7 protein-coding genes are annotated in these 12,985 nt (G+C 59.2%); 1 reads left to right on the top strand and 6 read right to left on the bottom strand.

Annotated features, from left to right (window positions below; translation table 11 throughout):
* Position 1: 1 nt before the first annotated feature.
* Genes KUV22_RS05915 through KUV22_RS05900 form a run of 4 tightly spaced genes read right to left on the bottom strand, consistent with a single transcriptional unit; the run spans position 2 to position 2,813 of the window.
* Entirely contained in the window at positions 2 to 529 is a 528-nt protein-coding gene (locus KUV22_RS05915) for a pilus assembly protein PilP (protein ID WP_222229334.1), read from the bottom strand.
* Positions 526 to 1,146: a type IV pilus inner membrane component PilO gene (pilO, locus tag KUV22_RS05910; RefSeq protein ID WP_222229332.1), complete on the bottom strand. Its 621-nt coding sequence runs from the start codon at positions 1,144 to 1,146 to the stop codon at positions 526 to 528. The genes KUV22_RS05915 and pilO overlap by 4 nt, the downstream gene beginning before the upstream one ends.
* A 2-nt stretch (positions 1,147 to 1,148) precedes the next feature.
* A complete protein-coding gene (locus tag KUV22_RS05905) occupies positions 1,149 to 1,733 on the bottom strand; it encodes a PilN domain-containing protein (RefSeq protein ID WP_222229330.1) in 585 nt (194 codons plus the stop codon).
* Positions 1,734 to 1,736: 3 nt separating this feature from the next.
* On the bottom strand, positions 1,737 to 2,813 hold the full coding sequence (locus KUV22_RS05900) for a pilus assembly protein PilM (protein ID WP_222229328.1): 1,077 nt from the start codon (positions 2,811 to 2,813) through the stop codon (positions 1,737 to 1,739).
* A 155-nt stretch (positions 2,814 to 2,968) separates the two neighbouring features.
* Between KUV22_RS05900 and KUV22_RS05895 the strand changes: the two genes are divergently transcribed.
* A complete protein-coding gene (locus KUV22_RS05895; protein ID WP_222229326.1) occupies positions 2,969 to 5,659 on the top strand; it encodes a penicillin-binding protein 1A in 2,691 nt (896 codons plus the stop codon).
* Positions 5,660 to 5,792: 133 nt separating this feature from the next.
* On the opposite strand, the gene KUV22_RS05890 is transcribed toward KUV22_RS05895, so the two are convergent.
* Both KUV22_RS05890 and KUV22_RS05885 read right to left on the bottom strand, forming a co-directional pair.
* Positions 5,793 to 6,284, bottom strand: a complete 492-nt coding sequence (locus tag KUV22_RS05890) for a chemotaxis protein CheW (RefSeq protein ID WP_222229324.1) — start codon at positions 6,282 to 6,284, stop codon at positions 5,793 to 5,795.
* A gap of 55 nt (positions 6,285 to 6,339) precedes the next feature.
* Positions 6,340 to 12,942, bottom strand: coding sequence for an Hpt domain-containing protein (locus tag KUV22_RS05885; RefSeq protein ID WP_222229322.1), 6,603 nt, complete (start codon positions 12,940 to 12,942; stop codon positions 6,340 to 6,342).
* Positions 12,943 to 12,985: the final 43 nt, after the last annotated feature.

Raw genomic sequence — 12,985 nt, 5'->3', positions numbered from 1 at the left:
TTTAATTGTCCTTATCTTCCAAAGTCAGTGCCCGTGGCCGCTCAATCCAGCCACCGGTGCCATCCGGCACAATTTCGAGTACATCAAGTTGTGACGACGAGGCGTTGACCACCCGCCCGTGGTTTTTACCCATGTAATTGCCGATAGTGATGCGATGGATGCCGCCGTCACCATCATTCACAAGCGCCCAAAGCTGCCCAGCTCTTGAGAGCGTACCCACCATGGACAGGGCATCAAACGGATAGCGCTCCAGCAGCTCTTTCTGCCGGTTCAGATCCGGTGCCACGTCCAGCTTGCGCCCCACTAGGCGCTGATCCGCTTCCAACATCGGACGAATAAACGGACTGCGCATTGCGGCCGCGCTGTACACGTATGGGCTGTAGGGCGTAAAAGTAGGGATCGGCTCAATCTGGCCTTTGGGCTTGTGCTTGACCGCCGCCATCTTCTGACGCAGGTCACTGTGATTCCCGTCGAGACTACAACCGGCAAGCGCTAGGATTGCCGCGGTCAGAGCGAAGTATTTTTTCATCCCTCTTCTCCCTGATCCTTGTAGCGATAGGTCTTCGCTCGCACCACCATATTCAGCAGCGCTGAACTATCTTTACTGGTACCAATTTCAAAGTCGTGCAGAGTAACAATGCGGGGCATGCCGGCGATACCGGAAATAAATGCACCAAACTCGTGGTATCCACCCTGCACCTCGATGCGAATCGGCAGCTCAACGTAGAACTCTCCAACCTGCTCACCCTCGAGCGCAATCTTTTGAATGGTCAAGCCGCTGCCGCGGCCAAACTCGTCGATATCTTCGAGCAGGCCCGGCACTTCAGTGTCCTTTGGCAACTGCTTCAATAGCGCGCCGAAAGTTTCTTCCATCTCAGCCAGCTGCTCGCGATATGCGTCAAGGTTCGCAGCCTCGAAAGACTTGCGCTCAAACTGGGTAAACAGCTCGCGCTCTTTGTTCTCGGCAAACTCCAGCTGACTGTAGCGATCCTTGATCATGAAAAAGTAACCGCCGCCGATCAGCACCGCGGAAATCACGATCAACAGTGCAACACGCCCGGCGAGCGGCCAGACACCGACGCGGGAAAAGTCGATATCGTTAATATCCAGCTCATTGAGCTGCTTTAAAGTATCTTCAAGCGCCACGATTACGCTCCACTATTGGCGCCATCATCGGCACCTTCTTCTTTTTTGCGGCCGCTGACACTGACCGTCATTTCAAACGCGCTTGCCTGCTCACCAAACTCCGGCTTGGCGGTGACATCCGTCAGATTTGGCGACTGGAACCACTCAGACTGATCCAGGCTGCGCATAAATGAGGAAACCCGGTTGTTGGACTCTGCCATACCGGATATCTGGAGCGTCTTGCCCGTGCGTTTGAGCTCGGTCAGCCACAGACCTTCAGGGGCTGCGCGCACCATCTCATCAAAGTAACGCACGGCCAAAGGACGGTTACCCTGCAGTTCCTGAATAACACGCATACGGTCAATCAGCTCCTGACGACGCTTCTTCAACTCCTTGATTTCGCGCACCTGCTTGTTCAACGCGGCAATCTCGGTATTCAGCAACTGATTGCGCTCATTCTGATTGGCAATCTGCGCATCAACGGTTTTCATCCACATGAACACCGAAACCACAGCAGCAATCACCACCACTACCGCGACCTGCTGGAACTCTTTCTGCTTCTGCGCCCGGAACTCCTGACGCCAAGGGAGTAAGTTAATTTTTGCCATTGATCAGAACTCCCTTTCGCGCATGGCGAGGCCTGCGGCGATCATCAGGGACGGCGCTTCGCTCACCAGAGCCTGACGATTTACCCGGGACGCAACACTCATATCCCGGAAGGGGTTGGCCACGAGCGTAGGCTTGTTAAGTTTTTCACCCACCAGTTCGGCGAGCCCTTCCATGGCGGCAACACCGCCGCCCAGCAGGATGTAGTCGACATCGCTGTAGGAAGTTGAGGAATAGAAGAACTGCAGGGAGCGCATAACTTGCTGCACCACCGCATCGCGGAAGGGTTCGAGCACTTCCGGGTAGTAATCGTCGGGCAAGCCGCTGCCGCCCTGGCGCTTCGCCAGAGTGGCCTCTTCGGCAGACAGGCCATAACGACGCTGAATTTCATCGGTCAACTGACGACCACCAAACAGCTGCTCCCGGGTATAGACGGTGCGACCGTCGACCATGACCGACAGCGCGCTCATGGTCGCTCCAATATCAATCACCGCGACCACCAGCTGCTCTTGCGCCGGGAACTGATTGTCCAGCAGGGTATAGGCGCGCTCGATGGCATAGGCTTCCACATCCACCACGCCCGGCTGCAACTCGGCTTCGCCCAGGGCAGAAACCCGCTGCTCCACATTCTCGCTACGACACGCAGCCAGCAGAACCTCAACCTGCCCCTCCCCCTTGTCCGAGGGCCCCTGCACCTCAAAGTCGAGGTTCACTTCATCCAGGGGATAGGGAATGTACTGATCCGCCTCCAGTGCGATCTGGGCTTCCAGCGCATCGTCGGAGAGGTCCGCAGGCATATCCAGGGTCTTGGTAATGACTGCAGAGCCGGAAACAGCCACAGCCGCCTGGCGCAGACGGGTCTTTGACCGACGCACCACCTTGCGGATGGCCTCAGCAATGGCGCCGACGTCATTGATGTTCTTATCCACTACCGCATTCGGGGGCAGAGGCTCGGCTGCATAGCTTTCCACCCGATATTTGTCGCCACTGCGACTCAGTTCGAGCAACTTGACCGAGGTGGAGCTAATATCGAGCCCAAGCATGGCTTTCGGGCCCTTATTGAGAAAAGGGAGCATCCCCATTTTTCTTATCTTTTCCGTGGGTTATGGAGGTTTGATGTTATAGCACTTTAAATTACCCCCGCAACCGCCTTTTGCATAGGTATCAGTGCACATTATTCGTATAATTGTCGAACAGTGCCGATATAATTGATTAAGACGTATACAGAAGCATTTCAATGACCGAAAAAGCCCGCAACCGCCTGTTGTCACTGCTGTGGCTGGCTCTGGCCGGCGCCGCAGCCGGCGCCATGGCGTTTTCCAGTATTTATCTGTACCTGAAACCGGGCTTGCCGTCCGTGGAGAGCCTGCGCGAGATCCGTCTGCAGACCCCGCTACGCATCTATTCCCGGGATATGAAGCTGATTGGCGAGTTCGGTGAAAAACGCCGCAGCCCAATCACCATCGACCAGACCCCGGATATGTTCATCAACGCCATTCTGGCGGCAGAGGACGATGGCTTCTATTCCCACAGTGGCGTTTCTATCAAGGGCCTGATGCGGGCCGCACGCCAGCTGATTGCCAGCGGCTCGATTCAGTCTGGCGGCAGCACCCTGACCATGCAGGTGGCGCGAAATTTCTTCTTGAGCCGCGAACAGCGCTTTATCCGCAAGTTCAACGAGATCCTGCTCTCCCTGCAAATTGAACGGGAATTGAGCAAAGATGAGATTCTGGCGCTCTATATCAACAAAATTTTCCTCGGCAACCGCGCCTACGGTTTCCAGGCGGCGGCGCAGGTCTACTACGGCAAAGACATCAACGATCTGAACCTGGCGCAATGGGCCATGATGGCGGGCCTGCCCAAAGCCCCCTCCACCTACAACCCCATTGCCAATCCCTCCCGTGCACTGGTGCGCCGCAACTGGATCCTCAAACGTATGCTCGATCTCGGTCATATCGATCAGGACGAGTACAAGAATTCCATTACGGCGCCGGTCAGCGCCCGCTTCCACGGCCGCGACCTGGACCTGAGTGCGCCGTATGTGGCGGAGATGGCTCGCAAAGAAGCCGTGGACCTGTTTGGTGATGCCGCCTACACCGATGGCTACCAGATCATCACCACCGTGGATAGCGGACTTCAGGACGCGGCGCGCAAGGCTCTACAGCACGGTCTGGAGACCTACGATGGCCGCCATGGCTATCGCGGGCCCGAACAGCGCCTGGACATAGAGCTCCTGGCGGACAATGACCAACTCGTGGATCTGCTTAAGGAAATCCCGGTACTTGGTGGCCTGGAGCCGGCAGTAGTAACTGCGGTCAACCCCCAGAGCCTTATGGTACAGCTACGCGACCGCCGGGTCGTTAAAATTGCCTGGGAGAACGGCCTCAGCAGCATTCGCCCTTATATCTCTGAAGATGCGCGCGGTGCGCGACTGACCTCCGCAGAGGAAATGTTCGCAGCTGGCGATGTAGTGCGCCTGCGCCGCATTGTGATCAGCGCAGAGCAGGTCGCGGCGGAGCAGAAAGCGGCTCAGGAGGCAGCGCTTGCTTCCGCGGCCGAGGCGCTTGCCGATACCAATATTACCGAAGACCCCTTCTCCACTCCGGAAGGACTGGAGAGCGAAGAGCCGGCCGAGGCACCAGAAGCCCGTGAAGAGTGGCACCTGAGCCAGGTACCTGCGGCTCAGGGCGCGCTGGTATCGCTGGAACCGGAAGATGGAGCGATTCGCGCCTTGGTAGGTGGCTACGATTTCCGCCAGAGCCACTTTAACCGGGTCACCCAGGCGGCGCGCCAGCCGGGATCCAGTTTCAAACCCTTTATCTATGCGGCCGCGGTTGAAAATGGCTATACCGCTGCCAGCATCATCAATGATGCCCCCATCATCTTCGAACAAACCAATCTCGAAGATGTATGGCGCCCGGAGAACGACGGTGGGACCTTCCTGGGGCCGACCCGCTTGCGCAAGGCCTTGTATATGTCGCGCAACATGGTATCCATTCGCCTGCTACAGGCGCTGGGGCTGGACCGCGCACTGACCTACACCGAAGGGTTCGGGTTTGAGCGCTCGAAGCTGGACCGCAACCTCTCGATCGCACTGGGCACCTCCGCGCTCACCCCGCTCGAAATGGTACGCGGCTATGCGGCCTTCGCGAACGGCGGCTTCCGCGTGGAGCCCTACCTGCTGGATCAGGTACTCGACGTACATGGCGATACGGTCTACCAGGCGCTGCCGCTGACCGTGTGTCGCGACTGCCCGCTGCCAGGTGAAGCACCCACCTCGGAGGCCGAACCCATCGATCTGCAGTCGGTACAGCACGAGGCGGCAGCCGCCGCCAATGAGGAGGAGCCGTTAGAGCTGCGCACGCTGCCTGTGGCACCACTGAGCGCTGATGAGCAGGCACGCCCCCGCGCGCCGCGCGCGATGGCGGCGGAAACCGCATTTATCATGGATTCCATGTTGAAAGATGTGGTGAAGCTGGGCACCGGCCGCAAGGCGCTGGCGATGAAGCGCGGTGATATTGCCGGCAAAACCGGTACCACCAACGGCCCCCGTGATGCCTGGTTCTCGGGCTACAGCCCGTATCTGGCCACCAGCACCTGGGTAGGCTTTGATGACAACACGCCAATCGGCCGCAATGAGTATGGTGGCTCGGCCGCACTACCCATCTGGATCGACTTTATGTCGGCCGCTCTCGATGGCCTGCCAGAGCGCCACCTGCCGCAACCCGAGGACATCGTGACCACGCGCATCAATCCGCGCACCGGTATGCGCACCTCCCGCGGCGGTATTTTCGAGATATTCCGCGCCAACCGGGTGCCCGGCCGCGAGACGTACAGCAACTACCCGTCAATTTACTCGGATGGGCCGAGCAACCCATCCAACAGTGACAGCCAGTCGCAGGAGTCCGTGCCGGAAGAGCTGTTCTAACAGTACGGGTTACACCAGACCAATAAAAAAGCCGCCCCTCGGGGCGGCTTTTTTATTGGTACGTTCTTTATTGGTTACTGCCTCAGAACTAATACCTGACAGTACTACAGTCCTGGACCAGTCCAAGGCGGCCCTAGCGCGAACTGCGATATTCGAGGCAGGCCTCTTCCAGCGTACCCAGATCCGGGATCACCGCCGCTTCGCCGGTAACCGAGACATGCATCAACTCACCCATGGCGCAGTCACCCTCGCGGCCAGCCAGGTCTGCGGGCGTTACCCGCACCAGGCGCGGGGTACCCTGCAGCACTACCGCAAAAAACGGCAGGTCACCGTCGGGGTTACCACTGCTCAGCACCGCGATACGGCAATTACTGCGCAATACCGGCATGGGGTTGCCGCGCATCACCTCAAACGAAATCAACGGCAAGCGCAACTCACGCCAGTGCAGCTCACCCATATACCAGTCCGGCGCATCAAACGCCGATACCGGGCTCTGCAGGGCGATAATTTCAGAAAGTGTATCCACCGGCACCAACAACTGACCATCCGCCAGCGGCAACAACAGACTGCTGACCTCGGTCGGTACCTCGCTGTTAGGCAGGGTATCTACGCCATTTCCACTCATGCTATGTACGCTCCACCACCCACTGTGGCATCAAAATTCTCTTGGCCCGCCGTCATTAGGAATCTGCCTTTACCTCGGTAAAGTCGCGAATAGCGTCCAGCAGGATCTCTTCCTGATACGGCTTACCCAGATAGTGGTTTACCCCGAGGGACAAGGCGTGATCACGGTGTTTCTTACCGGTACGGGAGGTGATCATAATGATCGGAATATCCCGCAGGCGGCTGCTGGAGCGGATATTTCGCGCTACCTCAAAGCCGTCCATACGCGGCATTTCAATATCCAGCAGCATCACATCGGGAATAACATCCTGCAGCTGGATAATTGCATCCTGTCCGTCTTTTGCAGTAATCACCTGGAAACCCTCCCGCTCCAGGAAGCGCGTGGTCACCTTGCGTACGGTTACCGAGTCATCCACCACCATGACCAGCTTCTGGGTCTCCGGCTCCTCCCGCCCACTTTCGGCTGGTGTTTCTTCCAGCAGCGGTGTTTCCGGGCGCGCCAGTTGCGCGGAGTGTTTGCGCAGCAGTGCGTGCGCATCGAGAATCACCACCACGGTACCGTCACCGGTAACCGTCGCACCGGATACCCCCTGCACCCCCGCAAACTGCGGGCCGAGGCTCTTCACCACGATCTCGCGGCTGCCCAGGATTGCATCGACCTGCAGTGCCATCGCGGTATTGTCGGAGCGCACCAGCAGCACCGGCATCTGCATGTCCTCTACCGCCAGACGCGGCTGTGCGGACGACTGCAGTAGGCTGCCGAAATAATTCACCTGATAGGGCTCGCCGGCATACTCAAACCGGGCTTCCGGTGTGCGGTAATAGTGCTCCAGCTCGAATGGGCTCAGGCGCACGATACCCTCGATGGTATTCAGTGGCATGGCGAACAGGTCGTCGCCCACCTTAACCATCAACGCGCGGTTTACCGATACCGTAAATGGCAGGCGTACCACAAACTCGGTCCCCTGGCCTGCCTGCGAGCCGATAGTGACCGAGCCACCGATCTGCTTGATCTCGGCAGATACAACGTCCATACCCACACCGCGTCCCGAAATCTGCGTGACCTGATCTGCGGTACTGAAACCGGCCTGCAGAATAAACTGCATGATTTCATTGTTGGACAACTCGGCGTCCGGGCGCATCAAGCCGCTTTCGATCGCCTTTTCACGCACCCGCATCAGGTTGATACCGGAACCATCATCACTGATGGTCAGTACCACCTCACTGCCCTCACGGGCGACAGCAACGGCGATACGGCCGCGCTCTGGCTTACCGGCGTCGCGACGCTCTTGTGGAGATTCAATACCGTGGTCGACCGCGTTACGCAGCATATGTTCGAGCGGCGCCACCATGCGCTCCAGCATGGAACGATCCAGTTCGCCCTCCACGTTGGAGAACACCAGATCCACTTGCTTACCCAGCTCGGCACTCACCTGACGCACGATACGGCGCAAGCGCGGCACTAGGCGTGAGAAAGGTACCATGCGGCTACGCATCAGACCTTCCTGCAGCTCGGTATTTACGCGCGACTGCTGCAACAACAGGGTCTCGGTATCCCGTGCCTTGTTGCCCAGAGTCTGACGCAAATCAAGCAAGTCTGAGGTGGACTCAAGCAGGGAGCGCGACAATTGCTGGAAGGACGAGTAGCGGTCCATTTCCAGCGGGTCAAAATCTACATCCTGCTCCTGGCGGAACTGAATCTGTGCTTCGGTTTCTTTATCCAGGCGACGCAGCTGCTCGTTCAGGCGCAACAGGGTCGAGTCCATTTCATCGAGCGCGAGGCCGAACTCACCAACCTGCTCTTCCAGGCGGCCACGGGAGATAGAGGTCTCACCGGCGAGGTTCACCAGTTCTTCCAGCAGCTCGGATGCGACCCGTACCATTTCCTGGGGCTGGTTGCGCGGCTGACCGCCATCGCGCTCACCGACATTTTTCGATTTGCGCACAAAAGGCAGCACATTGCTGCTTGCCGCAGGTGCCGGCTCAACTTGTGCCGGTTCAACTATCGCTGGCGGAGTCTCTACGGTCGGGGAGGCCGGCGCTTCTACAACGGGCGCCTGCTCTATTTCAACCGCCGTGGTATCGACAACGATACTCTCTTGGCTAACTTGGCTAACTTGGCTCTCTTGGCCCGCTTCGCCGGTGCCCCCTGTCGGCGCTACACCCTGTGCCGCCTCACTGGGTACGGCGTGCGCATCGGCCCACTGGGTTTCCAGCAGCGCGCAGAATGCGGGCAACTCTTCACCGCCCATCCACGCCTGCACGGTTTCCACACCGGCAGCGAGACGGTCGTAAATACCATGTGCGTCGGCAAAGAAATTCGCAGACGGAACGCTGCCGCTCTGCATGTTTTCGATTACGGTCTCGAAGCGGTGGGCGACTTCACCAAGCCCCATCAGAGCCGCCATGCGTGCACCACCTTTGAAGGTGTGCAGCACACGCTTGAGGGCTTCAGGCATGGCATTGTCGTCGGGGGCCTGCTCCCAGTTCTGGACCAACTCTTCCAGCTCGTCCATCAAGTCGGAGGCCTCCTCAAGGAAAACCTCTACGACATCGGGATCGATATCGGCCAGTAGCGCGCGTTGCGCATCCGTAATTTCACCGGATGGCGCTTGCGGAGCTGCAACCGCAGCACTCGGCGCAGGGGTTGCGGCCTCTACCGGAGCCGCGGTTGGCTCGGCCATCAGGCGCTCAACGACGTCACGCTCGGGCGCGGAAAATTTTGCTTCGAGTTCAGGTTCGTGGGTCACAGGCTCGGAGACTGTCGGTTCCACGATTTCGGGCTCAATCGCCGGGGTTACATCGCTTAGGAGAGCATCCGCGGAGGATTCGTCCTGCTCACCGGCAGATAACTCGGCCTCCAACCATTCCACGGTCAGTTCCGGCTCATCTTCAACCACGCCGGCTGCATCAATGACCTCATCCGCAACAAGCTCGAGCTCGGCAGGTTCGTCATCGACAATACCATCGACTACGTTGTCATCGGCCGCCTGCTGTTCTGCAACCAGGTCATCGAAGCCCAATTCACCGAGGTCATCTGCGGCGATCGCTGAAACCCCGTCGATCTCCGCTGTGGACTGTACATCTTCCTGGACAGCCGCCTCATCGAAAGCGAATTCGCTGGCATCGATGCCAAACTCGGAGAGGTCGATATCTTCCTCTTCGCCGCTGTCGTCCCCTTGCGCCAGAGTGCGCAGGGCCTCGCCCACCGCATCACTGACCTGCGGCAAATCGGTTGACGCAGCGACCGCATCGACCAGATCCAGCAATTCATTGTGGCCCTGCTCAAGGGATGCCCACAGTGCTGGCTCCTCTTCCAGATGACCATCGATCACCTGGCGATACACGGCCAACAAAAGGTTGGCCAGTTCCTGCAGTGTCGGTAACTGAGCCTGGCCTGCGGCCTGCTGCAGAACATCAAGCTCTTCCGCAACCGGCAAAATAATCGATCGATCACCCGGCGCAGCGCGCCAGCGGTTGAGCATCTCGTCCGCGTCCAGCAGTACCTTCATGCCGTCGGCCATGATCACCGCCAGCAGTTGGGGATCCACGGCCTTCGGCTCGTTGGCTTCGCGTTCGCGAATCAGGTGGCCTACGGCACGCTCCTGCAGTTCCGCCACTCGCGCGAGGAACTGATCGCTGCGCTCCACATGCAGTGGCTCGCGACGGTAAATCTGCTGCAGCACCTCACGTACATAGCTGGCGCCGTCACTAATGAGGTCGTAAGTATCGCTATCAATCGCGACCTGATAGGTACGCAGCTCTTTAGCAAAGCGCTCCAACGGTGCCATCAGCTCCGCTACCTGGGTGACTTCTGCCATATGGGCAGAGCCTTTCAGGGTGTGCAGGGCGCGGTGGAATGGATCAGACGGAATGTCATATAGCGGAGCCTGGCGCTGCATTTCAGCGAGGTATTCCGCCACCGTCGCCAGGTGGGTTTCCGCCTCCTGGGCGAAGATTTCCCACAACTGGGCATTTTCATCCGCTTCAAGCTGCGCTTCGTCGGCAACGGCTGGTGCAGCAGCGGCAGCCTCGGTAGCGCCGGCAGCCTCGGTAGTGCCGGCAGCATCAGACTCCAGCAGCGCATCGGGCACCTGGCCCTGGGAAAGCTGTTTCGCCCAACCCTCCAGCTCGGTCGTGCGGGCCGGATCCGGGTCACCAGTACGGGTGCGGAAGCCATCTACCATGGACGGCAACTTGGCAAGCACCATCTCGATCAATGTGACATGGGCGCGCGCCGGTGAAACGGTTTCATCCAGCACACGGTTGAGCATGTTTTCCACAGCCCAAGACAGCTCACCAACTTCCAGTGCTTCGACCATGCGGCCGGAGCCTTTCAGGGTGTGGAAACCGCGGCGGAACTCCACCAGCGACTCGCGATCGCCAAAATTGGCTGCCCACAGGGGGAAGTAGTGATTGATGGTCTCGAGAACCTCACCGGCTTCCTCGAGGAAAATCTCGACGATCTCATCGTCGATAATGCTGGTATCGTCGTCATCGTCCAGCGGAGGCAGAACGGCAGCAGGCTGCTGCGTAACTTGCTCCACGATGAGCTCCGAGGGGTGTTCCGCGGCTGCGGTCTCGCTCGCAGTAACAGTCTCGACGGGCGCCGGGTCGGCAGCGCTCTCTTCCGCAAACCAGCTTTCTTCAACCAATGAAGGCTCTTCCTGCTCGGCAAACGGCGCATCTTCAATAACAATCGATGGCTCGGAGTCGTCGATACCCGAGGGCTCCTCGACCAGGCTTCCCGCTAGTGCGGCCAGCGGATCGGCCTCAGCCTCCGGCTTGGCAACGGGCACATCCTCTTCCAGCTCGAGAGAAAGCTCAAACCCATCCAGTGCCTGCTCTTCCTCGTCGGAAACAGGTGCTGCAACGACCGTCTCAGCAGATTCTTTGACGGGCTCTTCGGGCAGCTCGAGACCGCTCATGGCACCGGCAGCTGCGCCATCGGTTGCCCCAGGGAACACATCGCCTTCGGCGACCGCGTAACCCAGCGTTGCCACGCTTTCTTCCGCCAGTGCCAGCAACATGTCGGCATCTTCGATGCCATCGGCACGGCGCTCGAGGTAGTACTCGACGCTGGTAACCGCATCCGCAAGGGTATCCAGCAGCTTCCAGTCCGGCTGATCGCCGGCATTGATCAAACGCTCTTCGATATACCCGCGGCAGGCACCCACAATTTCCGCAGCGCGGCCGTAGCCCACCATTTCCAGGCCACCACAGACTTCCTGCAGACGCTTGGGAACCTGGGCGAGATGCCCGGCATCCCAGTGGCTGGCGATGTACTCCACCACCGCCTCTTTCACGGTTTCCAGACCAATGCGGGCTTCGCGGAGTACCTGTTCGGTGGCCTCACCCATCAGTGGCGATTCGCTATCGACCTTGCGATCGCGCTCCGCAGCGGCGGCGAGACCGGAGTCGAGCTGTACCAGTTCGGATGCGGCCTGCATTAACAAATCGTCGGGTGCAGCAACGCGAGACGCATCACGGAGATATTCGTAAATACTGCGGGCGCGGGTACGCTGATTCTCCAGCCCCATGACACCCAGGGTATCGGCAATACGCTTGGCAACAATCGCGGTGTCGGAAAGCGGCGCACGCTCGGCGGTGCTGATACTCGGGTCCAGCGCTTCACGCACGCTGCCGAGTTCTTCACGCAGTGCGGCCACTGCGGTACCCATCGCCTCCGGCCCCATCGCCAGCGCATCTTCGGTATCCGGACGCGGCGTGCCAGGCACGGCGCGGTCCAGCGCGAATTTCTGATACAGCGCAGAGGTGCGCGGGCCATTCGGGCCGCTCAGGTAAACGTAAAACAGCAGATTGCGGATGAGATCGCGGTCCGGACGCACATCGAGAACGCGTGCACCCTGTCCCGCGAGCAGGCGGAATTCGACATCGATACGGCGAAGCAGCTGGCGCAGGGCGGGCAGGACATTCACCCGGTGGTCAGCGATGCCCTCGAGTAGGCCCTGGACAATTTCCCACAGGTGCTGACGCTGGCTGCCGCTATACAACAGCGCCATTTTTTCACTGACCTTGCCCAGGTAAGCAAGGCTTTCACCGCTGTTCACGTCGCGGATCAGGCTGGCGGCCGCGACGTGATACATCTTGCGCAGCTTGGTAACCAGCTCCTGCAGTTTTGCTTTATTACCCAGCAACGGCTGGCGCTGGCCACTTACTTGTTCCAGCGCAGACAAATCCGGGGAGAACAGGGCACCTTCGGTGATCAGGCGCTCGCGGCGCACCGCGCGCAAATCATTCAGCAAAGGCAGCAGCAGCACCGCGTTGTCGCGGCGCTGGAAGGCAATTTTTTCCAGATAGAGGGGCAGCTCGAGCAGGGCGCGCATCAGGAATTCGCGCGTTTCATCGCTGTTCTCGACTTCACCGCTGGCGAGTGCCTGTACCAGCTGCTCCATCTCTTCGGCGAGCATCGCGGCACCGGTCAGCTCCGCCATATGCAAACTGCCGTGGACCTGATGAATCAGGCTAAGGCAATTCTTTAGCAGGCTATCTGCGGAATCAGAGACATCACTGGAATTGTCGGAAGCGGCGGAATCCGAGGCAAAAGTCTCCAGCTGCTGGCGCGCCTGAGCCAGCGTCTCGTTGATTTCGCCTATCAGCCAATCCAGGGCCACAAAATTGGGATTGTCGTGACTCACGCCAAGTCCTCGGTAATTCAATTTGCCCGCCCGGCAACGGGGC

The organism is Microbulbifer agarilyticus (assembly GCF_019800665.1).
GTDB classification, from domain to species: Bacteria; Pseudomonadota; Gammaproteobacteria; order Pseudomonadales; family Cellvibrionaceae; genus Microbulbifer; species Microbulbifer agarilyticus_C.
This window is presented reverse-complemented; position numbering and strand designations above follow the sequence as displayed.

Excerpts from the sequence above, each read along its gene's own strand:
- KUV22_RS05900 (WP_222229328.1), bottom strand. The coding sequence starts at position 2,813 with ATGGGGATGCTCCCTTTTCTCAATAAGGGCCCGAAAGCCATGCTTGGG.
- KUV22_RS05895 (WP_222229326.1), top strand. The coding sequence starts at position 2,969 with ATGACCGAAAAAGCCCGCAACCGCCTGTTGTCACTGCTGTGGCTGGCT.
- KUV22_RS05905 (WP_222229330.1), bottom strand. The coding sequence starts at position 1,733 with ATGGCAAAAATTAACTTACTCCCTTGGCGTCAGGAGTTCCGGGCGCAG.
- KUV22_RS05915 (WP_222229334.1), bottom strand. The coding sequence starts at position 529 with ATGAAAAAATACTTCGCTCTGACCGCGGCAATCCTAGCGCTTGCCGGT.
- KUV22_RS05890 (WP_222229324.1), bottom strand. The coding sequence starts at position 6,284 with ATGAGTGGAAATGGCGTAGATACCCTGCCTAACAGCGAGGTACCGACC.